Here is a 22,196-nt window from a genome sequence, read left to right on the forward strand (position 1 = left end):
CACTTGCCGTATCGCTCATGCATATCGCGCCACGGACAACCGACCCGCAGCACGTGAAGCATCCCGTTCAAAAAGCACCGATTATCATGCAACGGGCGCGACTTGCGCCCGCGTTCCCTCGGTAAAAGTGGCTCGATGATCCGCCACTCTGCATCGCTCAAATCGCCACGTGCCAAAACTGCCTCCTAAAAGGTAGTCTTGAATCAGACCAAAGCTGATTTGTGAACCCACTTTGTCAACATCGCCTAACTTCCGACAACCTTCCTGAGTTAGACTTTGCTATCCTATTGAAGCTTAAAGAATTTCAGCGCGTCTGCGCCGGACATTTGCGCTATTCGGTAGCAAATGCCACCAACGTCAAAGCAACTTGAGGGCGGTTTCGCACCCTCATCCTCGCGGTTGCCCGCCAAAGTGAGTTGTCCCGAGAGCGGCCATCTATACCAGATACGGCGTCAGCACCTCTTCGATCCATTTCATGAATGTGCGGACTCGGCGTGACAGATTGCTCCGATGTGCGACAACGAGAGACACGGCGATCGCCCGGCGACGAAAATCGGGAAGAACTTCCACCAGCGCGCCACTCTCCAAGTATTGGCCAATCCCCAAGACTGGTGCCTGAATCAGGCCGAGGCCGGCGAGGGCAGCGGCGTCGTAGGTCTGCGCGCTGTTGACATGTAGCGCACCCGGCAACTGAAGCGTCGCATAACCGTCGCCGTCAGGATATTCCCATCCATAGGATCTTGCTCCCAGCACCGTCGAAAAATGAATTGTCCGATGTTCTTGCCGTTGAAGATCTTCGAGCGATCGGGGGACGCCATGGCGCGCCAGATAGGCGGGACTGGCAGCATTGGCCATCCGCAACAGGCCCAGTGGGCGGGCAATCAGCGTCTCGTCCCCGATGGGACCAAGGCGTAATACACAGTCAAACCCCTCTTGAACCAGATCGACTTGGCGATCCGTACTCGATAGCTCCAGCTCCAACTCGGAGTGAGCCGCCATGAAATCCGGCAAGGCGGGCACGATCGTTGTGCGCGCCACCTCGGTCGGAAGGTCGACCCGCAAACGCCCGCGAAGTGCCACGCGGTCGTCCGCAAACATCGTGTGTAGGTCATCGACCTCAGCAAGCAGATCGCGGGCGCGGGCATGAAATGCACGTCCGTCCTCCGTCAACTGCACACTGCGCGTCGTCCGGTGCAGGAGCCTGACACCGACATCTTCTTCCAACTTCCGGACCGCCGTCGAAGCCCTGCCTTTTTGGATGCCGAGGCTATCGGCTGCGCGGGTGAAGCTCCCCATTTCCGCGACCGTTACGAATATGAGGATGGGTTCGAGATTATGCATTTTTGTGCCTCGGTATTGTTTCCCCCTGAGAGAACAGTGAGTTCCTTTCCTCGATATTTATCATACATAAACGGCACAGTAAGCTTCGGATATTGAGATCCACCATTGGAGAATGACAAGTGTCCGAAGCCATGAACCGGCACCAGGTGCCTGAAACCATGATCTTGAATCGCGCCCTGTGGCCCGGCCAAATAATGACTGCATTTGTCGTTATCGCCCTGGTGGCAGATGGGACCATTCAGCTTCTCGCGCCGGCACAGATTGCGAGCATGTTGCAGGAAACCGGGTTTGCGATGGATCTGACCCGTGTCCTCGGTCCGATCATACTCGCCTGCGCCATCCTTTACGCCATTCCGGCCACCGCCGTCCTCGGCGCGATCCTGGTGACGGGCTTTCTGGGAGGCGCGATCTGCGCCCATGTCCGCATCGGTGAGCTGGGATCGCCGCCGGAACTTATTTCTCTGCTTCTGGGCGCGATGACATGGGGCGGCCTCTATCTGCGCGATCCCCGTATCCGAGCCATTCTGCCGCTCACAAATTGAACCAACAGGGCAGTGCTCTGTTCCTAAAATCAGGAGAAAACGCATGTTTTTAGTCATGGGAATTACCGGAAAAGTCGGTGGTGCAACGGCTGAACATCTGTTGGCACAAGGCCAGAAAGTACGTGCGCTCGTCCGTAATCGCAAGAAGGCGTCAAGCTGGGCGAACAAGGGTGTGGAGTTGGTAGACGGCGATTGGAATGATGCGGCAGCCATCGACCGCGCGCTCAACGGCGTCGAAGGAGCGTTTGTCATGTTGCCGTCTGTCTGGGCCCCATCGCCTGATTATAAAGAAGCCAAGGCCGTGATCGCGAACTATGTCGAGGCGCTCACCAAGGCAGCGCCGCCGCGGGTGGTCGCGCTTTCGTCGATGGGTGCGAACAGGACCAGCGGGCTCGGGATGATCGCGGCCTTGTCGCTTCTGGAGCAAGGGTTTCGCGACCTGATATCGCCAGCCGCATTTGTGCGCGCAGGAGGTTTCTTCGAGAACTTCCTCTACGGCTTGCAGGTCGCCCAGGGCGGAACGCTACCGGTCTACTACAATCCGACAAACCGGAAATCGACCATGGTCGCGACGAACGACATCGGTGCGGAGGTCGCAACCCTTTTGACCGAGCCAGCCTGGTCAGGACAGCGCGTCATCGAGCTCGGTTCGATGGTCAGTGCGGATGAAGTCGCGGCGCAATTGGGTGAAGTCCTAGAACTCGACGTGAAAGCCTTTGCAGTTCCGCGTGCAGGTTGGGCGGAAGCGTTCGAGCAGTTCGGCATCCCGAAGGGTCGCACCGGGCCTGCCGAAGAGATGTTTGAGGCCGTGAACGCGGGATGGATGGACCTCGGAGCTGAGGGCACGGAGCACGTAGCGGGTACGACGTCCGCACGAGAAGTCTTCCAGGCTGCACAGAACGCCGCCAAGGCGTAAGTCCGGGATGGATCAGGCATGACGGAGATTACCCGCTTTTGCGTCGGACGTGTCGCGGGAAGCACTCAACAGTTCAAGGCAACACGAGGCGGCTCTACTACCGCCTAATCTTCTGAATCTCGGGATAGCGGACTTTTTGGCTTAGGAAAAGTCCGCTATCCGCGTCTTTTCATCTCATAGCGGCTCGCCTGTTCTCGGCCGAGAGCCGACTTGGTGGCATCTGCTACCGAACAGCGGTCATTTGGGCGCCCATCGCTTTCAAGACGGCATGCAATAAAGTAACCGCCAATATACTGAGAACTTCATGACTTCCGCCTCCCCAGGACAATGACCCACGCGCGCGGCGGCTCGACTACCTATTGACCTCCAATCGGCATTCGTGACTTCCTCTGGCGCGAGACACATCAGAGGCCTGCCATGTACCGCTTCTCCATTATCTTCGCCGCATGTGTATTTGCCACGTCGGTCGTCGCCGCGGACTTTAAACTCTACGAGAACGGCCGCTTCGGCTACGTGATCGACCTTCCATCGGACTTCAAAACGGTTCAGACGCCCGACAACGGCGACGGGATTGGTCTTAACAGCGCTGATGGGACGGCGAAGCTATCGGTCTGGGGTAACTATCTGACGGAAGGCGGCTTCAGCCAGGAGAGTGACCTTCGAAAGAAGTTCGAATCCGAGGAAGGCTGGAAGTTCACCTACGAGAAGCGCGGTGCATCTTGGGCGAGCCTTTCGGGAGCCAAGGGCGACCGGATCATCTACATGCGGCAGATTGCGCTCTGCGATAACGCAATGGGGAACTTCACACTCGAGTACCCCGCCGCGCAGCAAAAGCGGTTCGGGCCACTGGTGGACAGAATGGTGAAGACGCTTAAGGCACCGAAACACTGCGACTGACAGCCGCCGGCTAAGTTAACGCCGAGCGTGCGGCATTGCGCGCCAAAATGTCGGCCAGTTCGTTGCCTTCAGCCCCGGAATGTCCTTGGCACCATGCCACGACCACATGCGGATGCCGCACCAGAAGGTCGTCGAGCTGCTGCCAGATTTCCCTGTCAGGGATCGGGCGGCGTCGCGAATGCGCGTTCGGCGTGATCCGCTTCCAGCCGTTAGCGCGCCAGATGGCCCTCCACCGGCGGCAGCCTTCGACGACGTGAACGGCGTCGGTCCAGAGCGTGACCGACTGTGCCGAGGCCTCGGTGGTGATCCAGACCATTGCGTTCAGAACGGCGAGGACTTCGAACGTATTGTTCGATGTTCCGGCTCCCTTGCCGCAAGCGGCATATAACTGGCGGTCGCCTTCATAAACGACGAACGCCCATCCTCCGGAACTGTGGGCGGCGTCGAAGGAACCATCGGTGTAGGTGTGAAGGGCCGCCTCGGCGGCGTTGCGCTCCTCCTTGAGATCTGATGGAGAGGCAATGAGCGCCTTCAATGTGGCGGAGGCGAATACCATGTCGGCTCCTTGGATAGCCCTTGAATCCATGCCAGATGAATAAGGCGCCATCCAGAGGCCGAAGGATTCGCGGGCGTTTCCGCGCGGGTTTTCAACCGGTTTGTGGCCGGGTAGAACGACATCGTCTCCTCTCCTGCTACATTCGGGCTGATGCACTCGATGAAGGAGACTAGCCCGCCTCGCGCCGGATGCCGGTGCCCGCGCCGGTGCTGATGTCGTACTCGGCCCTGTCGAGACGGACGACGCGCCCCTCGAGCTCTATCTTCACGAAGTAGTCGACATGCTGGTTCGTCGTTAGGATTGAAGCAAAAAGGCACGCTTGAGCATTTGGATCGCTCCGTCGCATAGACGCTCGCCAGGACCGGCGAAACGAGCAAAGGGTTTCGGTTTCGCCTTGTCTTCGTACCTCTCCGTCCCAGTGAAGATCCTTATCGCCGCCAGCGCGGTGAGATGTTGACGACCAACGCAGCGGGCACCACGCTTCGGAGAACAGCACAAGCAGGGGGACGCATGAAGCTCTATCATTACACATCCGTGCACCATCTTTGAGGGGTCGCGAAACACGGTCCGACGGTAGGCGACGTTTCGACCGATATGGACTCTGTGGAGGGCTTCGTAGGCGTCTGGCTCACGACGTCGCCGACTCCAGAGGATCACGGGCTGAGCGGCAGCAGGGTCGATAAGAATGGCTTTCGACTGACCTTGGACGTTCCAGCGGATGGACCTGTACATAGATGGAAGGACTGGGCGCGCGAGAACTCGCTGGAGCTGACTATACATCTGCTAAACACGGCCGACGCGCGGACAAAGACCTCGAAGTAATACGTGCGGCGTGCCATGTGCCCATGAGATGAAGATCTCCACTCCTTAAGGAGTTTCAAAGGGCACTCACTTATAAGTCAGTTGTTTGCGTGCAAGTGGTGGGAATGGATGGCCTGGGCAATACCTGAGAAAACTCTGGTGGGGTTGATGACAACCGCGAGGCTGGACTTCGCGACGATGTATGAGGAGGACGGAGAGCTACCCCCGCTCTTCTTTCGAAACTTGTCAATGCTGTACACGTGGGCCATCAGCCGTGGTCTACTTGTCAAACGGTTGGCGGAGGTGGATTGCTGTGGCGCCTATCGCATAAGCGGACAGTATCGGGGGATCAATACTCCGGCATCTTGGGGCTATGATCAAATTTGGGTTCGGGTCGCCTGCAATCAGTACCGAACAGCACTCCAGACGCAGGCGTTATCTACTTTCAACCTTTCGGGTCGAGACCTCTCTGGAATACATGCGGACCACGTGATAAACCGGGCAAGGCTTAAAGAACATCTGGGTGGCTGGGTGTGCTTATTCCCGGTGCCGGCAAGAGCGAATACCCACTTTGGGAGCGTGGTGGAACGAAAAATGCCACCAGTTCCCGCACATGTGGACCGGATAGACTTGAGCCCACTGGTGGCATTCAAGCTCTTTTGTGGTGTATTCCCTCGATCACCAATCCAACTTGAAGCTGCGATGAAAGATATTCGCGGTCAATGGCACACGCCTTTTCCTCACGTCCACCGCTTTATCGACGCAATGCAGGCTGAAGCGATGCCGTACATGACGTATCGAAAAACCACCGTTCGCAAAAAGCCGAGAGGGTACGTCATGCCCCCGATCTCGCCAACATCTTAGAATAGGAATGGAGTGATGCACCACCTTTGACGCAAAAGGGCGTCTGCCGGTCGAGATACGCTTCAGACCTAAAATCAACCTGTTCTTATGAGCCTATCCATTCCTCGGGTGATTGTGCGTGGATGAACGCGGTACCTATTTGCGATTTCTCGAAGATTGCTCCCCGCAGCCAGCGCATCACGAATTTCTCTACACTGTTCCTCAGTAAGCGCCCGGCGCCTTCCCGGTTGCTTTCCGCGCGCTCTTGCGGACTCGATCCCAGCGATGGTTCGTTCGCGTAGCAAAGATTTCTCAAATTCGGCAATCGATGCAACAATGTGAAACAACAGCTTTCCGGTGGGAGAGGATGTGTCAATGCTTTCAGTAAGAGACTGAAACTCGACACCGCGACGTCGCAGCCGCTCGATGACTGTCACAAGATGGCCGAGGGACCGTCCCAAACGGTCCAATTTCCAGACTATTAGAATGTCCCCCCTCCGCAAAGCCCTAAGCATCTTGTCCAATCCATTGCGCTGCCATTCCGCACCAGAGACACCGCAATCCTCGAAAATTCGACTGCATCCCGCGGCGAGCAGGGCATCCTTTTGCAAATCGAGGTGCTGGTCGACCGTCGACACCCTTGCGTATCCGATCCTCGCCATCGTGCTGTCGAATCCTTCCATGCCAGCCCGCATCCCAAAACGCCTTGACAGAAACGAACGGTTTCGCGGTGCGGCCATTCCGAAATGACGTGAGTTCATTAGACCAACGCTGACAAAGGCTTCTGCATGGATCAAAGCGGTTTCACGCGTCGTGACAAAACCGTTCGTTTCTGTCCTCGGATTGCGGGTTTCTCACCCAACCGGCGTCGAGGCGATGAAGCAACTGGCATCATTCAAGCTGATTTCCCGGCTGATGACGGATGCATGGATCTACAATCCGGCAGGTCACCGGGACGCGACAAGAATCTATGCTCGAATCCTCGAAATGTTGCGGCCGAACATGATGCTGGCAGTTGTCGATACGCGTGCCGACGATCCTTCAGAGTTCATTTTGGACATCATCCACAGGTACAAGGTGCCGACGAAGTTTTTGACGATGCAGCATCTTCAGGAGACCCGGAAACTATCCGACTTTCCTGATCAGCGGCATCTTCGCAGGATCATGATCCCGGCCTACATCAGGGCAACGGCGCACCGCCGTCCTCAGGCTGACCGCATCGCCGCTACTGTCCTCGACATGAACATGGTGTATGACCGCCTGATCCTGCCGCAAAGGAATCCCGAGAGCCGGAGCGAGTGGTGTATCGTGCTGATGGAAGTAAAGTTTGTGCTGCCGACGGTTTCAAAGCCGGTCGCGGCTAACGTCGATCTTGGTATCCTGCAACTGCTCGCCGAAGGAGCGACCATCAGGGAAATCGCCGAGGCTTCGTATCGCTCCGAGCGGACCATCCATCATAGAATCGAGCGTCTGAAAACACGGTTTGGGGCAGAGAACCTTGCGCATCTCGTCGCCATCTCCATATCCGCAGGAACCGTCGACGAACTGCCCTCGGAAGGATAGCCCCAAGACAAGATCGTGAAATCTACAGATCGGTGCTCATGTCCACGTACGAGAGCACGCCGATCTTATGATCGCCCCGGCATCCCGTTTCGGAATGCTTCGCACAAGTGGCGATCTCGGTAGCGCAGCCACCTATCGAAGAATGACGCTTCGAAATAGGCAGAGCACAATGTGGTGAAGGTTTCTTCCTGGGCAGCCTTTTCAACGCGGGCGCCGCGAGCCTGTTCCTGTGCCAGCAGGTCGGCGTGGGTCGACCATGAATTCCAGATCATCGGCGATATGGAACTGAAGACGATGATCGCCGCGATCACCAGCGTAGCGAGAGAAGGGATGCCAACGAGAGCGCCGAGCAGGAGCACGATTCTACGTTTACGGACGTGGGCGTCGAAAATGGCCATCGTTGTCACATCGTCTTCAATTCGCGGCCGTCGAACTTCTGGCCGACGCGGGTCCGTTCTAGTTCCTTCTGGAGCGCGATCGAATCCTTGCGGACACGTTCAATGCTGGTCATGTTGTTGAGGACCAGCAAGGCAACGGGCGGGATAAGAGCCAACCATAGGGCATGACTCAGGCCGATCGTAAAACGAGCCGGTAAGGCGAACATGGCCAGTCCGAGAATGTAGGCGCCTGGTACGGCTTTCGCCATTGTCATCGCATGTGCGACTTTGCCCGCATTCGCAAACGCGAAGTTATTAACGCCGCGGCCAACGCTTTCGCTGGCGATGAGATGAAAGATAGACTGCTTCCACGACCATATCCGTCGAAAATAGAACGTACAGGTGTTGCCGACTTCGATTTCGGGATCGATCTTCTCGTTAGTGGTAACCCGCTCAAATTTCAGAAGCTCACCGCTCGTGTTTTCGACGACCACATAGGCGTAGTGCCAGATGTCGTCGATGACATCCAGGCCGTTGCGGCCCATGAAAGTTCTTCCGTTGATTTCCCGGATCGTGCCGGTGACCTTGATGACGTTCGGGTTGTTCCCGATGGACATGTGCATCTCCCTGTTGTTTCGGGAGACGCTGCCTTATTTCGATTAAAGGATTCGTCATTGAGCTAGGGCACGAGTGCCCGATTTTGGTCAGCGAAGAATGGCATCCAGCCAAGCTCGTTATGGGCCGTCACCAATGCGGCTTCCAATGGTGAGGTTAACTGCGCCTTGCCGCTGTCAAAAACCCTTTGACCTCATAGCGGAGTCGTCTAGGCCCTCGTCATGTCCAGAAAGGCCCCAAGCCTGAAGCTCATCGACCACGCAGCAATCACCACATGCGTCGGGGTGATCGCAAGCATGTCGAGGATAACCCCGTTGAAATGGTCGTCGCCGAAACCATAGCCGTAAATGAAAAGTACTGTGTTCGGCCTGCAGACAGAGGCGGCAAAGTCTCGGAACAGCTCGGCATATAGATAACAGGTCGTTTCGAAATCCTTGGCAGGATTCGGGTAAATCAACACTGTATCGACTGGTACGTTCGGTATGTTGGAATGGGTCCTCAGAGCAGTGGTAGGCCAATGCGGCGGATCGATTTGCGGTCGACGTCATACAGCCAGTCGAGCGACCCGTGCAGCTTCGTAAGCCTGACGACGCCTTCCATAAACCGGCGCGCCCCACGGAATGCAATGGTAGTCGACATCGACACCCGAAGCCCGAAAGACCGAAGTGAGCGCAGCGACGAACCTATCGATTTCTCCAATGCCGCGAAGATCGCACCCTGCCCAAGCAATCGGTCATAGTTCCTGATGGAAACATGAAGCCGCTCCCACGGGGCAGATCGTCAAAAATCAAACAAGCAGAGAATATATGCAGTTCATTTTCTTTATACGCATTAGTTGTTCTTGCAGAATCACTAATTCTATTCTCAATTGTCTCGCACTGACGATGCGAGGATCTTATGCCGCTGGACAATTTGACAATCAATCGCGTTTGCCTGCACGAGGTGTATCAGAGAGCTGATGGCGGAGCAGTTGTGCCTCCGACTTATGGAGCCGGTCTGCTCGTGTTGGATGATCGAGCCTTGCAGGCCTTTCGGAGCAGAGTGAGCGCAGCGTTTCAGAGCTCGTCGCAGTGCATGGAGATGTCAGTCCGGGTGCATGGGCAAGGAAGTGTGCTGGCGAACGGCGTTGACGCCCTTGCTACAAATAACGATCGCTTTGCGCAGCATTCGAGGTTGTTCGCAGATGCCCTCGCCAGCGCACAGACGTCTAGGCAGATGCCAGGCGGTCTGGTCGTCGTTTTCGACGGAACAGTTGGGAATCCGGCAGCGCCATTTTTCGCCGTTATGAAGGCGGAGTTGCATGAGGGATTCGTCAAGACTAACGACCTTCAAGCGCAATTCGTCTCGGATCTATTCCTCAGTCCCAAGACAAAGCTTTATAAGATTGGCATATTCGTCAGCGATGGCGCTCATCCTCGTCCAGCACTACCCGAAGGATGGAGCGCGATCGTTTACGACAGCGCGATGACTGCGTCCCAACGCGACAACGCTGCTACCTATTTCTATAGCGGCTTCTTGGGCCTAGACATACCCGTGAATGCGGCCCAGCAAGTGCGCAAGTTTTTCGAGGAAACCAAGGCTTTCATCCGCGCGGCAGAATTGGCCGAGGAGCGAAGGGTAGATCTTTATAATGGTCTCTACGTTTACTTGAAGCTCGATCAGGGTAATACAATTCAAACGTCCCGTTTCGCAGAAACATATATGGACGAGGACCTCGCGGAAGATTATCTCACACACATGCGACGAGTCAGGTTCCCCGTCGCCGCCGTGGCAAAGGATCTCTCAGAAGTAGCGGGAAGCCTCCGACTTCGAAAATTCAAATTCGCGCGTTCGATCACCCTGAGTGGGCCGCCGGATGCGGTTCGTGACCTGGTAACCGTGCAGGCCATCGAAGGCGAGCAAGGAGCGACTTGGACACAGGTAACGATACGCGGACGGATAGAGGCCCAAGAGTGACGCGGGAGCAAGAAATCCTCGATCGCTGGGAAGCCGAAAAGAAGATCTATCTCGCATGGGGGCGGCTAGTATCCCAGGAGATCCAGTCCCGCCTTACGGATATCGTTGCTCCTCAACCGCCGGAATATTTTCTTCGTATCCCGGCTGTGCCCAGAACCAAGGAAAGCCAGAAGCTGATCGAAAAGGCGTTCTATCGTAATAAAGATTATACCAATCCATATGACGATATAACCGACAAGGTTGGAACCCGATTCGTTGTCTTGCTCGGAAGCGAAATACGGAAGGTCGAGCAGGTCCTTACCTCTGTTGAGCATTGGCAGCATTCAAAAGATCGAGATTTTGAAGAAGAACAAAAAGGGAACCCTTTAAAATTCGATTATGCGGCTGTACATTATGTCGTGCGGCCTGCCGTTGATCTTGAATATGAGGACCTACTGATTCCAGCAGGCACGCCCTGCGAAGTGCAGATCAAGACCATTCTGCAACATGCTTATAGCGAGTTAACGCACGACACCATCTACAAACCCCAAATCGCGGCGACGCCGATCATGCAGCGAGACGCTGCTAAAGCAATGGCTTTACTCGAGGCAACGAACGATTACTTTGAGAAGGTTGCGAAAGATGTGGAAGTCGCGCTATCGAGCGTCCGTCACATGACAACTGATCTGTCATCCGTATATCGCGACGCCTTGGGTATCGATCCTAAGCCATCCGTGCTTGAGGGGCTCCTTCTAGCTGCCTACGAGAAGACGGTTGGGGCAGATTATCGCTCGGAACTGGACTCCCTGTTGGCTGAGAAACCATTCATAGCGGAGCGGATCAAGGACCATATCAAACGCCACAATCCAATATTCAGTCAACCAGCGGTTCTTCTAGTTTATCTTTCTGTGTGGAAATCTCCCAGAAAGGCAAAGACGGCTTGGCCACTGACCCAGGCTGAGATGGAACCGCTTTTGAACGATTTAGGTGAAAGCATCCATTAGCGCGTTCACGATGGCGGCATTAGCTCACTTCCGAACGATACGCCACGCTACCGGCACGACCTTGCCGATCAGCCCAAGGCGAACATTCGCAATGAATCGCCGTTACGGCGAACCTGATACATCATATGATACTACCTCGGACTCGACTTCGTACAATACACTCGCCTAGAGGACGCGACCAACTACATCTTCTCTCAGAGACATCCCAACAAAGTAGGTGCAGAAATGCTCGCTGACGATCGTCCTGTATTCTGGATGCCCTATCTTGTAGGGCGCGTCGTATCGGCTTGATCGAAGCTCTCGGAGCTTCGCCTGATCTCATCGCAGAGTTCAGTAGCTGTAAGTGATTTCACGCGTTCGCGAGAGAACCGGACATTCTGACGAGTTACCTCACTTGCGGACTGTAGGTTGGCATCCTCGACGATTGGGAGCGTTAAAGCGATTACCCTTTCACGGCAACGCAACTGCAAACCGATACAGGCCGCAACGATCGCTTTGACAATGGGATCTGACATCGCCTGCTCCATACTGCGAGAAGCACCGGCCCTGATTTTCAGGGCAATAGAAGCGAAAAAGGCTCCAGCAAGAAGCCCTTCCCATGGCGTTGCCGCCGAACGCGTGTGCCTTACCGTGGTGTACCCACCTCTGAAGGTGCACCGGCAACAGCGACCTTCCGGAAGCATCTTTGTCTGCCGCTGACGAAAAATATAAACCGGTGGGCGCCAATTTCAAACGAGGACATTTTTGCTTTGATCCCGTAGCGCATTGAACATCAGCGCAGGAATGTCGCGCGTTAGGCGGGCATCACAAAATCGAATCCGGCATTCGGCTCCTCGATCCGATTACGCAGCCTCCCAAACCTGGTTGAGTATGCGTGCTGCCAGGGCTGCCTTATCCTGCGGGAGGAAGCGACCATAATGTTTTGCCACCATATCCGCAGTGTCTTGGATGGCATAGCTCGCCTGCTCGTAGGAACCCGTCTGCTTAAGAATGTGAGTCGCCAGCACATCGCGGACATTGTGGGGGCCATGAGGTAGCAACCCCTTGATCGCGCCGCGGCCCGTGTATGGGTTATAGATGCCGTACCGCTGAATAATGAGCCGCCAGGCCTCATAGAAGCTGGTGATATCGTAAGCGGCTTCCGTGCTCGTCGTCTTCACCGTTTTGACAAAGAAGGTGCCTGGATCCGACGCCGTTCGCAACAACACCGCCCGATGGTTTTCGACATAGGCGTCAATGTATTTGTAAAGGTCGAGCAAATCGGGAAGAACCAACCGGAAGGGCTTGTCACCAAAAAACGAGGAATGTGCATTTTTGAATGCAATCGCTGGGATCAAGACTTCCCAGCCTCCATGGCGGTCGCTCCAACGGATTTCGCCGCGCTTCATCTTTTCAAGAATGCGCTCGGAGCGGGGCGCCTGACCACGTGGGCACAGCATCAGTTGACGCAGGTTCTTTTGCCGAAGACCGAGATGCAATCCGAGCCTCAGCATCAAAAAGGAGCGCACTGCTTCGGCGGCTGGGCGCGGGTAGCGCTCCTCATCCGGCATTAGACGAAGGATCTCCTCGGTAATCTTACGATACTCACCGACGGGGCTCGGCGCCTCCAAGACTGGCATGATCGGCTCGAACGGATCACGGTGCACGCGCGCTATGCGCTGGATCTCCTTCACCCGGTGTGACGCGTGCTTATGAAAATCATCACATGCACCCTGCCAGTCGTCCCTCGCATAATCGATTTCGCTTTGCGAGATGAGACCAGCGATCGGCTGGACCCTCTGGAGAAGTTCCGGATGCTGCCGAAGCCAACCGGTATCCTGCTTGGTGATAGCTAATGCAATGCGCAACATATCCACTTCCCAGGTGGTATAGAATCCGCGCCGGCTTTCCCGCCACTGCAGATACCAGTCCCAGATGCCGGGAAACAGAAGCAGGCCGAAGGTCAGTTGGCGAACAGGCACGCCGTACCCACCGACCTCGCCTTGCTTTGAAGCGGCCAGTGCGCCGAACATGAGTCCTAAATGTTCGATCTTCTGAGAAGCGGTATCCTCTGCCCAGATCCCGTTGCGCTGAAACCCAATAGATGTCAGGGCCGACGTCTTGAAACGCACAAGATCTGCCATTTCTATGGCAAGTGCCGGCGGCGCATCGATAACGCCGGATAGAAGATCGGGATCCTCAATCCACCCTTGCTCATCGTCGACCGGTATCGCAATCTTCCCGTCCTGCGGCGCCTGTCCTCCATACGAAACTCCAGGAAAGCGGATTGCGTAACGCTGCTTTACTGCGGCCGCCTGAAATTGCCGATAATCGGTCGATCCACTAATGACCACCCGGCGAACCCATTCGACAATTTCCTCTCGCTTCTGAAACGAGAGCGAATTGAAATCATCCGGCAGGTGCCATGCCATGCGCCGCCGCTCCGCAGGATCGATACCAGAGAGATTAAACCCTGATGCCGAGCGTGATGGATGCGGCAGTTTCGCTTTAAAGTACCCTTCCGGTAACCGATAACGCCGCTCAATGCGACCAAGCACCTCGAAGCTATCGGTGCTCCGGGGCACTCGGCGACCTTCTATCCAGCTTAGAAGGGTCCCTTTGGCCATCGGTTCATCTGGGCCGATGACAGCACGATAGAGCTTCCAATATGTCTCGTCGTGCCGCCGCAGATGTAGTTGAAGCGCTTCTGCGAAATCGGGAGGATCGATCCACTGATCGAACAATGGCGTTGGGAATTCCACGAATGGGCTGTCTGCCGGAGCGGCCCCTCCAAAAGGGGGCTCGACCGTCGGACCTCTCCATACTGCCTGCGTGCGTGCAGTTTGAGATTGGGCCACTCGGAGAGGTTTTCCTTGTGTTGCGGTCTTTCCCTTAGAGTTATGAGCTGGTTTTGTCGGCACTTTGCGCGACGCTACGGCGCTGCTGATCCATCGTGCGATCGCGTCCAAGCCGGGGTCGATGAGCCGCTCATTGGTAGCGAGGAGGCGCATTTCGACCCGGCAGTTATCGGAAATTGATGTCCAATCGGTCTTTTCATTGACGCGCGGTGGAAGCGTGCGGGTCTGGATCAGCATCCGCATATAACCGCGCAGGCGATCGAACTCATCCGCCGTCAAGAACGAGGACAAACGCAGTTGGCAGAACGCATCGATCTTGCGTTGAAGAGCTTTCGGAGAAAAATTATCAGACATTCAATTCACATAGTTATTGTTGCTCGATCCCGAAGTTCAGGGTGAGCGGGCTACACTAATCCGGGAGAGCTCAGCAACGACATGACCATCGGTGTCGATGTACACCGGGGTCATTGAATCCTGTTGAAGACGCTGAACAATGCTTCACCCTGCTCCTTGGAGACGTTCGACAGACCGGATGATAATCTCCTGTCCATCCGCCCCAAGCCGAGCCAGGGTTTCCGACGCGAAGACATCGGGCATTAGGACTGCTAACCCGCTGGCAAGGACATCACGGGCGGAATGACCACCAGCACTGCATCGACGGCTTCGAAACGTGCAGGAGATGCAATGCTCAATCTATCTACTAGACTGCTCTGGCACGACATCATCACTGCAACCGTGCATCTCGTTTGATCTCCATTCGCCGATCGACGACAAGCTCGGCCGCCATTCTCATCAATCTTGCCTTCTCATTGCTGAGCAACTCCTTGGCAGCTCTATATTCTTTGCTGAGGATGCCGCTGATCTCCGCATGAAATTCCATCGTGGGCATGAAGCCCGCTGCAATCCTCTGCTGGTCGGCATGGAATCTCAGGCTTTTGCCCATCCCATAAGAAAGAACCATTTTGCTCGCGATTTGCGTCGCCGTGTCGAGGTCGGACCCGGTTGCGCCCGCGCCTCCGATCGAACGAGAGCCTTGGACGACCTCCTCTGCAGCCATGCCGGCGAGCGCAATGCGGATTCGGGCGAGAAGCGTTGCTTCGGTGGGAAGAACGGTTTCCGTCATCTGATACTGCACCCTTCCGCCTTGCTGGAGGTCGACACGTTCTTCGAGAACGCTGTCCTCCAGCTCCACGACGAGTTCATCGACCAACCTGCTCGCCAGCGCGACGATAGCGTGACCGCATTCGTGCACGGCAATGCGAAGGACCGCAGCTTCCGGAAGCTTTCTCCTCGCGGGAAGACTCGTTCTCAGGTCCTCCAGCGTCACCGCGCTCCCCCTGCTTCGCGCGCTGCGCTTCGCCTTCCGTGCCAGCTTCTGAAGATCGGCTGGCGTCGCAGTGCGAAGGCCGTCAGTGACGCTTCGAACCTGCGAGACATCGACGACCTGTGAGACGTGATGACATAATATCGCGGCCCGTTCCTCGTCGTTGGGAAGATCAAAGTAGAAATGCTCTTCGAAGCGCCCAGATCGAAGTACGGCTGGATCTATGTCCTCCAAGCGGTTGGTCGCCCCTAGGAGAATGACCCCCTCGATATCGACCAGCCCGTCGGTCAGCTCCAGGAAGCAGTTGACGACATTGGACTCATAGTACGCGTTTCGCCCACGGGATCCCCGTCTCCCGATACCATCGATTTCGTCGATGAAAAGGATGGCGCACTTCTTCGAGCGGGCCTCTGTGAAAGACGCCCGCATCGCCTTGAGCATATCGCCCAAGTATCCGTCGCCGCTGGCCTGCCAAGCTGCGACGGACGTCGCGATCAATGGAATCTCGAGTTCGGCCGCGAGCGCCGCGGCGAAGAATGTCTTACCCGTCCCCGGAGCCCCCGAAAGGATTGCACCGTGGTCGACATCCTTCCAGCCCAACGTGCCGGCTTTCCAGTCCCGCAAGTCCCTTCTAAGCTCGGCGACCCAGGTTCGAGCTATAGTGAATCCTGGAAGCCCGCTGAGTCTAGGAATCTTGTTCACGCTTTGCCCCGCATCTACGAGTGGGAAATCGGTCTCCGACAACGATTGACGGCCTGCCAAGGATTCGATTGTGTTCATATCCTGCTGTGCAAGCTTTCGCAGGAGATCGCGCGGAAGCGGAGGAAGTCCCGCGAGCCTGCGCCCCGCTGCAATGTGTCGCGCCGTCGGCGACCGGACATCGATGATCACATCCGCCGCGCGGCGCACATTTGCCGGTACGATATCGAACGAAGTGGTGAGAACAATCAATTGATGATGCACGCCGAGCGTATCGATCCGTTCATCGTTCCGTTGCTTCGACGAAGGCTCGATGACATGAACAAGCCGGCGTGACACGTCCCTTTGGAAGAGAACCCTGCGCTCGCCTGTAATCAGGAGCTCGGCAGCTCGCTCATACCTTCGGATCCACCTCGCCGAGACTATCACGACAAAGATTCCCCGCGTGTCGTGCCTGAATTGGCAGAAGGGTCTCAAGGTCGCCCGGAGGGAGCAAGTGGAAAGAAAGAGGCCGAGATTCCGTTTTAGTTCCTTGAACGCCGCGGCGGTGATCCGATGTTTCATACCCGGCCTCCTCGATCTTCGATCGAATTCAACCTGTACCAGCGGTTCTTCGTTCGCCCGAAAAGCTGTCCATCGCATTCGAGGAAGGCGTATATCTGACTGGTGACAATCCTCTCTCCATCGGGGAGCTTCGGATGGCCAAACACGATGCCTTCCAAACATGATACCTGCCCGACTGAAAGGCTGTATCCTTCGAGCGTCGGCAGCGAGTCTCCCAGATCGCTCGCGCGGAGCGTGCCCATCTCAACGCGCCGAAGATCTCTAAGAAGACTCTCAAGCCGGTCGATTTCCACCGACAGCCGCGAACTCATGATTCGTGATTTCATTTCTTCACCGTGCCCAAAGGATTCGCTTGGCGTCAGATATGACGCCAATGGCGTCTTCTTTGACGCCCTGGGCTTCATTGGTCAAGATCTCTTTTCGCCGATTTGATCGACGTTCTGATCCATGCCAATGAATCCTTATGTTGGTAGTGCCCGCGATCATTCTTAAACTCGCCAGGGAATTCCTCGGGCTGTCCCAGGATGAGGTCGAGGCGCATACTCACGTTTCACGATCGACCATCCAGCGGGTCGAACGAGGACGCGGCGGAGTGCTGAATTCTGCGGTCGAATTGCAGAAATTCTATCAGAACAGCGGCATCGAATTTCTCCCACCGACCAATGCAGCCGGTTGGGGCCTTGTCAACAACAACGCGGTTGGTGACGACTTTCGACTCAACAAGCTCGAGAGCGTGATGGTGCGCAATCGGTCGGTCCGAAAACAGGGCGAGTAATGCGGCCCGCTTGGTTCTGAACACCGCCCGACCGTCTCTGGCCGGACTTTGCGCTCGCCCTTCGCCTCCAGAACTCGCAATTCGAAGTCGCGTTCTCTTGTTTGAAGTCGCGATTTGCTGGGATCAAGACATCACCTACTGCGATTTACGCGATCGATCCAAACGAGACCGATGTTGCTGAAATTCCTAGAAGCTCAGAGAATTATCGATTCGAAAGTCGCAATAAGCTCGAGATAAAGTCGCTTTCTCTAGGTTTCGGAGTTTCATTTGATTGGCGCGGACACCCTCTCCGCTCTCGAACGAAAGTCCGGCAAAGTGCGATCGTTCAATAATCCTAATGACAACTATAAGATCTATTCGTTTGATTGATGAGCAGGCCGGGTTCATACTGTCCTCAATGGTCGCGACCCTTTGAGTATCCAACGCTGAAAGGAACCAGAAAATGACAGCAATCACTTACAGACACACTGGCAGGGCGCGGGGATCGCTTCCGTCCGGTGGTAGCTTGACGTCCTTCTTCTCTCATGTTGCTCATCGCTGGCAGCAATGGCGCTCGCTGCGCGAGCTCGAGTCTCTGTCCGACGACGTACGCAAGGATCTGGGCTGGCCGGCCGCGGATGAAACCAAGAATCCGAAGGCCATTCGATGATCGAACAGGACCGTAAATATCTGAGGCGGCGCTCAACTCCCACGGGTGTCGCCTTTTGAACATTTGCGCATCTTTGCGCGCATTCCGGATTAATCTTGAGAATTAGCCACATATATATTTAGCTTTTCAGGCAAATTGCTTGCCTTTCTCCAGCCTCCCTTCCCCAGCGCCGTATTTTCCTTAGTAAACGCAAATATTCCTTTGCGGCCGCGATTATCTATGCCAATGTCGCTAACAGACCATCCAGCCGCCGTATTTGACGCAAGGAATACAGAATGGTCCTGGAGCATGGATTTTCACGATATGAGCAAGACTCCGATTAAGACGCGTTCCCTGGTTTTCTTCCTCGTTCCACACTTCACCATGCTGCCGTTTTCCGCTGCAGTGGAGACGCTGCGAATAGCCAACCGCATGCTGGGCTACCCCGCCTATACATGGCGGCTTGCCTCGACGGACGGCCAGAAGGTCTATTCTTCCAGCGGCATCGGGCTGGAGGTCAACTCGGCACTCGCCGACGAGCGGCGCTATCTTGGTGGGGAAAACCGGCCAAACATGGTGCTCGTCTGTTCCGGCATCTATGTCGAGGAGTTTAACAACAAATCGGTCAATGCGTGGCTGCGCGAAACCTACAATCGCGGCGTCGCCGTCGGCAGCCTCTGTACGGGCGCACATGTGCTTGCACAGGCAGGTCTGTTGAACGGCAAGCGCTGTGCGATCCACTGGGAAAACCTGCCAGGCTTCTCCGAGACCTTTCCGCAGGCCGAGGTCTATGCCGATCTCTATGAGGTCGACAGCAATCTCTATACCTGCGCAGGCGGTACGGCCTCGCTCGACATGATGCTGAACCTGATCGGCCAGGATTTCGGCGAGAACCTCGTCAATCGCGTCTGCGAGCAGCAGCTGACCGACCGCGTCCGCAGCCCGCACGACCGCCAGCGCCTGCCGCTGCGCGCCCGCCTGGGCGTCCAGAACGCCAAGGTGCTGTCGATCATCGAATTGATGGAAAGCAACCTCGCCGAACCGCTGTCGCTGCTGGAGATCGCCGATGACGCCGGCCTCTCGCGCCGGCAGATCGAACGGCTCTTCCGCCAGGAAATGGGGCGCTCGCCGGCGCGCTACTATCTCGAAATCCGGCTGGATCGCGCGCGGCACCTGCTCGTGCAATCCTCCATGCCGGTCGTGGAAGTGGCCGTTGCCTGCGGCTTCGTATCCGCCTCGCACTTTTCCAAGTGTTATCGCGAACTCTACAACCGCTCGCCGCAGCAGGAGCGCGCCGAGCGCAAGCTGACCATGTCGACTAACCGCACCGGCATCGTCGTCTGAGCAGATCTCAGACCGGAGCAGCCAATAATACGGGCGGCCTATTCGGCCGCCTGTTCGGACATTTTGAAATCGGAATAGACCTGGTTACGGCCGTTGTGCTTGGCCATGTAGAGAAACTGATCGGCAGCATTGAGATAATTATCGAAGGATTCGTAACCGGCGATCTCGGCGACGCCGATGGAAACGGTAACCGACAGCTCCTCGTCGTCGGCATGCACCTTTAGACTGGCCAGGCTGAGACGAACCTCGTCGCACAACGCCGTGGCTGCCCGCGAGTTCATCTCCGTGAAGAGAATGGCGAACTCTTCTCCACCGAGGCGGGATAGCAAGTTTTCGCTTCCTTCGAAGAGAGACTGAAGTCGGCCGGCAACCGCCTTCAACACCTGGTCGCCGATTTCGTGGCCGTAGGTGTCGTTCAAATTCTTGAAATGATCGATATCGAGGATGGCGACCGAACTGGGCCGCTGAGAGCGCAAGCATTCGTTCACGAGCTTCGGGCCGTGATCGTAGAAATAGCGCCGGTTATAGAGACCCGTCAGATAGTCGCTCGCCGCCGCCGCGCGCAGTTGCTTCAACTGGGTCAGCGTCTCGACATTCAGCGCGATGCGACATTGCAACTCTTCCGGGACGAAGGGGCGGTAGATGAAATCGCTAGCGCCAGCTTTCAGGAAGGTCGCGGACAGCAGACGATCGTTCGACGACGAAATGCCGATGATGCGCATCCGATCCGATCCATGGCTATGACGGATTCGGCGGGTCAGTTCATGACCGTTCATATCAGGCATGTTGTAGTCGGTAACGACGACTTCGATGTCATCGAATTGATCGATCATCGCCAGCGCCTCGACGCCCGTGCTGGCTTCGGCAACCTTGTACTGTTGGGCGAGCAGCAGATCCGTCAGCATTTTGCGCGCCGACGGCAGGTCGTCCACAACCAGTACGCGCGTCGCGCGATTGGCAATGGCGCGTTGCACAGCCGAAACGAGGTTGTCGAGCGCAAACTCGCTATCCTTAAGCACATAATCGACAACGCGGCGCACCATGATGCGATTACGCGTCGCTACGTCGAAGGACGCGGTGAAAACAATGGTCGGGATATTGTGGGCGACGGCAACATCCAGTGCCTCGCCATGGGCGGCATCCGGCAGGTTAAGATCGATCACCGCCATGGTGAAACCGCGGTCCTCATTCTCCAGCGCCTCGTTCAGCGCCTTCAATGACGAGCAATGGGTGACGGCAAGGCCGAGCTCGGTTTCAAACCGATGCGACAGCACGGCGGAAAACATGCGCGAATCCTCCACCAGAAGTATCTTCTGGCCGCCATTGCGATGGCCTGTGCCGTCGCCGAGGGATCCCACATGCAGTACCATTTCCCTTAAATTCCTCCCATGCCTTCCGGCACATGAATTTTCAGTCAATCGCAGGTCTGCCAAACCGTCTTCAATGTATCCTGAACAGGATTCGTGAAAAAATTGGAACCACTGATTGCATACATTCACATAAAAATGAATCTTCCTCACATTTTATAGGATTTTTATCGCCCGCTTCGCCTTGTTTCAGGCGGGTTCGGTGACTCGACGTGCCGATTGGATCTGCAGCAACGTATCCAGGTTTTGATTCACGCGGCAGTAGAATTCTTCATCGATGAACGGCCGCAGGATGAAGTCATTGCCGCCAGCCTTGAGGAAACGTGCCGAGAGAAGCCGGTTGTTGGATGACGAAACGCCGATGATGCGCAGCTCATGCGAGCCGGTCGTCGCCCTGATGCGGCGCGTCAGGTCGAAGCCATCCATATCGGGCATATTGTAGTCTGTGATCATGAGGCCGATATCCGAATTGGCCTTCAATAGTTCGAGAGCCTTGGAGCCGCTTTCCGCGACGCTGACCCGGAAATTGTAACGCTTCAGCCGGCTGGACAGCAGCGCACGCGCCGTCGCACTGTCATCGACGATGAGGACGTGATGGCGATGGTTGGTGAGAAAGCGGCAGATCGATTCTGCCAGCATATCGACGGCGAATACATTGTCCTTGAGAATGTAGTCCACCACATCCTTGGCGATCAGTTCGTCGCGCGTGCCTTCCAGGAAGGTTCCCGTGAAGGCGATCGTGGGAATGCTGAGATCGAGCAGATAGGTCAGAGCCTCGCCCTTTTCGGCACCGGGCAGATTCATGTTGGAAATCGCCAGCTTGATCGGTTCCGATGACTTGTCATAGGCGAGCTGCAATTCATCGAAATTGCGGCAGATTTCGACATCGATGTCCAGAAGCTCCCTCATCCGGGCACGGATCATCGAATTGAAGAGATTGGAATCTTCCACAAGAAGAATGCGCGACCCAGCAAGCGACGCACCGGAATACTGCATTCCCGAAACACCTAGAAATGACATAGTAAAAAACCCGTTTTGAAAATTGCCCCTCTATAGTTTTTCTAAAACAAAAGCCTTTGAATATTTGTTAAGTCGACTGGTTTCTCGAAAATGAACAAAAAGGGCATCCGAAGCGCGCCCGTTGCCAAGCACGCACGCCGCCGCCGAGCCCGGGGAACCAAGCCGGCATCGGCGGTCCTATGAAATCCTCAGACCGGATGCGAGGAGGCGCCATGCGGGGCTCACAGCGTCTCCCTCGCTGGTCCGCG

24 protein-coding genes are annotated in these 22,196 nt (G+C 56.0%); 10 read left to right on the forward strand and 14 right to left on the reverse strand.

Annotated elements, in window-relative coordinates:
- Positions 1 to 176, reverse strand: a 176-nt coding sequence (locus tag QD409_RS07725) for a transposase (protein ID WP_430762497.1), incomplete at its 3' end; no start/stop codon positions are given.
- A 259-nt stretch (positions 177 to 435) separates the two neighbouring features.
- Positions 436 to 1,341, reverse strand: coding sequence for a LysR family transcriptional regulator (locus QD409_RS07730; protein ID WP_430762325.1), 906 nt, complete (start codon positions 1,339 to 1,341; stop codon positions 436 to 438).
- A 119-nt stretch (positions 1,342 to 1,460) separates the two neighbouring features.
- Here QD409_RS07730 and QD409_RS07735 point away from each other — a divergent pair, with 119 nt between their 5' ends.
- From QD409_RS07735 to QD409_RS07745, 3 genes are all read left to right on the forward strand, one after another.
- Entirely contained in the window at positions 1,461 to 1,883 is a 423-nt protein-coding gene (locus QD409_RS07735) for a DoxX family protein (protein WP_430762326.1), read from the forward strand.
- Between the two features lie 43 nt (positions 1,884 to 1,926).
- Positions 1,927 to 2,799, forward strand: a complete 873-nt coding sequence (locus QD409_RS07740) for an NmrA family NAD(P)-binding protein (RefSeq protein ID WP_430762327.1) — start codon at positions 1,927 to 1,929, stop codon at positions 2,797 to 2,799.
- A 417-nt stretch (positions 2,800 to 3,216) separates the two neighbouring features.
- Positions 3,217 to 3,696, forward strand: coding sequence for a hypothetical protein (locus QD409_RS07745; RefSeq protein ID WP_430762328.1), 480 nt, complete (start codon positions 3,217 to 3,219; stop codon positions 3,694 to 3,696).
- A 10-nt stretch (positions 3,697 to 3,706) separates the two neighbouring features.
- Here QD409_RS07745 and QD409_RS07750 read toward each other — a convergent pair whose 3' ends face one another.
- Positions 3,707 to 4,252 (reverse strand): ribonuclease H family protein, encoded by a 546-nt coding sequence (locus QD409_RS07750; RefSeq protein WP_430762329.1) that lies wholly within the window; start codon positions 4,250 to 4,252, stop codon positions 3,707 to 3,709.
- A 169-nt stretch (positions 4,253 to 4,421) separates the two neighbouring features.
- A complete protein-coding gene (locus QD409_RS07755) occupies positions 4,422 to 4,598 on the reverse strand; it encodes a hypothetical protein (protein ID WP_430762330.1) in 177 nt (58 codons plus the stop codon).
- Positions 4,599 to 5,182: 584 nt separating this feature from the next.
- Here QD409_RS07755 and QD409_RS07760 point away from each other — a divergent pair.
- Positions 5,183 to 5,917, forward strand: coding sequence for a hypothetical protein (locus QD409_RS07760; RefSeq protein WP_430762331.1), 735 nt, complete (start codon positions 5,183 to 5,185; stop codon positions 5,915 to 5,917).
- A gap of 74 nt (positions 5,918 to 5,991) precedes the next feature.
- On the opposite strand, the gene QD409_RS07765 is transcribed toward QD409_RS07760, so the two are convergent.
- The gene (locus tag QD409_RS07765) at positions 5,992 to 6,579 is read right to left on the reverse strand and encodes a recombinase family protein (protein ID WP_430762332.1); all 588 of its coding nucleotides are present in this window, start codon (positions 6,577 to 6,579) and stop codon (positions 5,992 to 5,994) included.
- Positions 6,580 to 6,898: 319 nt separating this feature from the next.
- On the opposite strand from QD409_RS07765, the gene QD409_RS07770 reads away from it, so the two are divergent.
- Positions 6,899 to 7,459: a LuxR C-terminal-related transcriptional regulator gene (locus QD409_RS07770; RefSeq protein ID WP_430762333.1), complete on the forward strand. Its 561-nt coding sequence runs from the start codon at positions 6,899 to 6,901 to the stop codon at positions 7,457 to 7,459.
- Positions 7,460 to 7,524: 65 nt separating this feature from the next.
- Here QD409_RS07770 and QD409_RS07775 read toward each other — a convergent pair whose 3' ends face one another.
- The 4 genes from QD409_RS07775 to QD409_RS07790 form a co-directional block, all read right to left on the reverse strand.
- Entirely contained in the window at positions 7,525 to 7,857 is a 333-nt protein-coding gene (locus tag QD409_RS07775) for a hypothetical protein (RefSeq protein ID WP_430762334.1), read from the reverse strand.
- A 5-nt stretch (positions 7,858 to 7,862) separates the two neighbouring features.
- Complete coding sequence (locus QD409_RS07780) at positions 7,863 to 8,453, reverse strand: hypothetical protein (RefSeq protein WP_430762335.1); 591 nt, start codon at positions 8,451 to 8,453, stop codon at positions 7,863 to 7,865.
- A gap of 206 nt (positions 8,454 to 8,659) precedes the next feature.
- Positions 8,660 to 8,908 carry an SIR2 family protein gene (locus QD409_RS07785; RefSeq protein WP_430762336.1) on the reverse strand — a complete coding sequence of 83 codons (249 nt, stop codon included), beginning with the start codon at positions 8,906 to 8,908 and terminating at the stop codon, positions 8,660 to 8,662.
- A 41-nt stretch (positions 8,909 to 8,949) separates the two neighbouring features.
- Complete coding sequence (locus tag QD409_RS07790) at positions 8,950 to 9,090, reverse strand: hypothetical protein (RefSeq protein WP_430762337.1); 141 nt, start codon at positions 9,088 to 9,090, stop codon at positions 8,950 to 8,952.
- Between the two features lie 258 nt (positions 9,091 to 9,348).
- Here QD409_RS07790 and QD409_RS07795 point away from each other — a divergent pair, with 258 nt between their 5' ends.
- Positions 9,349 to 10,407 carry a nucleoid-associated protein gene (locus tag QD409_RS07795; RefSeq protein WP_430762338.1) on the forward strand — a complete coding sequence of 353 codons (1,059 nt, stop codon included), beginning with the start codon at positions 9,349 to 9,351 and terminating at the stop codon, positions 10,405 to 10,407.
- Positions 10,404 to 11,390, forward strand: coding sequence for a GTP pyrophosphokinase (locus tag QD409_RS07800; protein ID WP_430762339.1), 987 nt, complete (start codon positions 10,404 to 10,406; stop codon positions 11,388 to 11,390). Before QD409_RS07795 ends, QD409_RS07800 begins: the two co-directional genes overlap by 4 nt.
- 842 nt (positions 11,391 to 12,232) lie before the next feature.
- Here the strand turns inward: QD409_RS07800 and QD409_RS07805 are convergent.
- The 3 genes from QD409_RS07805 to QD409_RS07815 all read right to left on the reverse strand — a co-directional run bounded on the left by QD409_RS07805 (position 12,233) and on the right by QD409_RS07815 (position 17,188).
- Positions 12,233 to 14,581: a hypothetical protein gene (locus tag QD409_RS07805; RefSeq protein WP_430762340.1), complete on the reverse strand. Its 2,349-nt coding sequence runs from the start codon at positions 14,579 to 14,581 to the stop codon at positions 12,233 to 12,235.
- A gap of 370 nt (positions 14,582 to 14,951) precedes the next feature.
- On the reverse strand, positions 14,952 to 16,814 hold the full coding sequence (locus tag QD409_RS07810) for an AAA family ATPase (protein WP_430762341.1): 1,863 nt from the start codon (positions 16,812 to 16,814) through the stop codon (positions 14,952 to 14,954).
- Complete coding sequence (locus QD409_RS07815) at positions 16,811 to 17,188, reverse strand: hypothetical protein (protein ID WP_430762342.1); 378 nt, start codon at positions 17,186 to 17,188, stop codon at positions 16,811 to 16,813. The genes QD409_RS07810 and QD409_RS07815 overlap by 4 nt, the downstream gene beginning before the upstream one ends.
- Before the next feature lie 89 nt (positions 17,189 to 17,277).
- Between QD409_RS07815 and QD409_RS07820 the strand changes: the two genes are divergently transcribed.
- The 3 genes from QD409_RS07820 to QD409_RS07830 all read left to right on the forward strand — a co-directional run bounded on the left by QD409_RS07820 (position 17,278) and on the right by QD409_RS07830 (position 19,561).
- On the forward strand, positions 17,278 to 17,589 hold the full coding sequence (locus tag QD409_RS07820) for a helix-turn-helix domain-containing protein (protein WP_430762343.1): 312 nt from the start codon (positions 17,278 to 17,280) through the stop codon (positions 17,587 to 17,589).
- A 442-nt stretch (positions 17,590 to 18,031) separates the two neighbouring features.
- Positions 18,032 to 18,238 (forward strand): hypothetical protein, encoded by a 207-nt coding sequence (locus tag QD409_RS07825; RefSeq protein ID WP_092856268.1) that lies wholly within the window; start codon positions 18,032 to 18,034, stop codon positions 18,236 to 18,238.
- A gap of 303 nt (positions 18,239 to 18,541) precedes the next feature.
- Entirely contained in the window at positions 18,542 to 19,561 is a 1,020-nt protein-coding gene (locus tag QD409_RS07830; RefSeq protein WP_348641761.1) for a GlxA family transcriptional regulator, read from the forward strand.
- A 38-nt stretch (positions 19,562 to 19,599) separates the two neighbouring features.
- Here the strand turns inward: QD409_RS07830 and QD409_RS07835 are convergent, their stop codons facing one another.
- Together QD409_RS07835 and QD409_RS07840 are read right to left on the reverse strand one after the other, a co-directional pair.
- Positions 19,600 to 20,931 (reverse strand): diguanylate cyclase, encoded by a 1,332-nt coding sequence (locus QD409_RS07835; protein ID WP_430762344.1) that lies wholly within the window; start codon positions 20,929 to 20,931, stop codon positions 19,600 to 19,602.
- A gap of 186 nt (positions 20,932 to 21,117) precedes the next feature.
- Positions 21,118 to 21,948 (reverse strand): response regulator, encoded by an 831-nt coding sequence (locus tag QD409_RS07840; protein ID WP_092856264.1) that lies wholly within the window; start codon positions 21,946 to 21,948, stop codon positions 21,118 to 21,120.
- Positions 21,949 to 22,196: the final 248 nt, after the last annotated feature.

Origin of the sequence: Rhizobium sp. BR 315, from assembly GCF_050577975.1 — a bacterium.
In the GTDB taxonomy this organism is placed as follows: Bacteria; Pseudomonadota; Alphaproteobacteria; order Rhizobiales; family Rhizobiaceae; genus Rhizobium; species Rhizobium miluonense.

Coding starts and splice junctions, on each gene's coding strand:
- QD409_RS07730 (WP_430762325.1), bottom strand. CDS start 1,341: ATGCATAATCTCGAACCCATCCTCATATTCGTAACGGTCGCGGAAATG.
- QD409_RS07740 (WP_430762327.1), top strand. CDS start 1,927: ATGTTTTTAGTCATGGGAATTACCGGAAAAGTCGGTGGTGCAACGGCT.
- QD409_RS07745 (WP_430762328.1), top strand. CDS start 3,217: ATGTACCGCTTCTCCATTATCTTCGCCGCATGTGTATTTGCCACGTCG.
- QD409_RS07750 (WP_430762329.1), bottom strand. CDS start 4,252: ATGGTATTCGCCTCCGCCACATTGAAGGCGCTCATTGCCTCTCCATCA.
- QD409_RS07755 (WP_430762330.1), bottom strand. CDS start 4,598: ATGCGACGGAGCGATCCAAATGCTCAAGCGTGCCTTTTTGCTTCAATC.
- QD409_RS07760 (WP_430762331.1), top strand. CDS start 5,183: ATGGCCTGGGCAATACCTGAGAAAACTCTGGTGGGGTTGATGACAACC.
- QD409_RS07765 (WP_430762332.1), bottom strand. CDS start 6,579: ATGGAAGGATTCGACAGCACGATGGCGAGGATCGGATACGCAAGGGTG.
- QD409_RS07770 (WP_430762333.1), top strand. CDS start 6,899: ATGATGCTGGCAGTTGTCGATACGCGTGCCGACGATCCTTCAGAGTTC.
- QD409_RS07775 (WP_430762334.1), bottom strand. CDS start 7,857: ATGGCCATTTTCGACGCCCACGTCCGTAAACGTAGAATCGTGCTCCTG.
- QD409_RS07780 (WP_430762335.1), bottom strand. CDS start 8,453: ATGTCCATCGGGAACAACCCGAACGTCATCAAGGTCACCGGCACGATC.
- QD409_RS07790 (WP_430762337.1), bottom strand. CDS start 9,090: ATGTCGACTACCATTGCATTCCGTGGGGCGCGCCGGTTTATGGAAGGC.
- QD409_RS07795 (WP_430762338.1), top strand. CDS start 9,349: ATGCCGCTGGACAATTTGACAATCAATCGCGTTTGCCTGCACGAGGTG.
- QD409_RS07805 (WP_430762340.1), bottom strand. CDS start 14,581: ATGTCTGATAATTTTTCTCCGAAAGCTCTTCAACGCAAGATCGATGCG.
- QD409_RS07810 (WP_430762341.1), bottom strand. CDS start 16,814: ATGAAACATCGGATCACCGCCGCGGCGTTCAAGGAACTAAAACGGAAT.
- QD409_RS07820 (WP_430762343.1), top strand. CDS start 17,278: ATGTTGGTAGTGCCCGCGATCATTCTTAAACTCGCCAGGGAATTCCTC.
- QD409_RS07825 (WP_092856268.1), top strand. CDS start 18,032: ATGACAGCAATCACTTACAGACACACTGGCAGGGCGCGGGGATCGCTT.
- QD409_RS07830 (WP_348641761.1), top strand. CDS start 18,542: ATGAGCAAGACTCCGATTAAGACGCGTTCCCTGGTTTTCTTCCTCGTT.
- QD409_RS07835 (WP_430762344.1), bottom strand. CDS start 20,931: ATGGTACTGCATGTGGGATCCCTCGGCGACGGCACAGGCCATCGCAAT.
- QD409_RS07840 (WP_092856264.1), bottom strand. CDS start 21,948: ATGTCATTTCTAGGTGTTTCGGGAATGCAGTATTCCGGTGCGTCGCTT.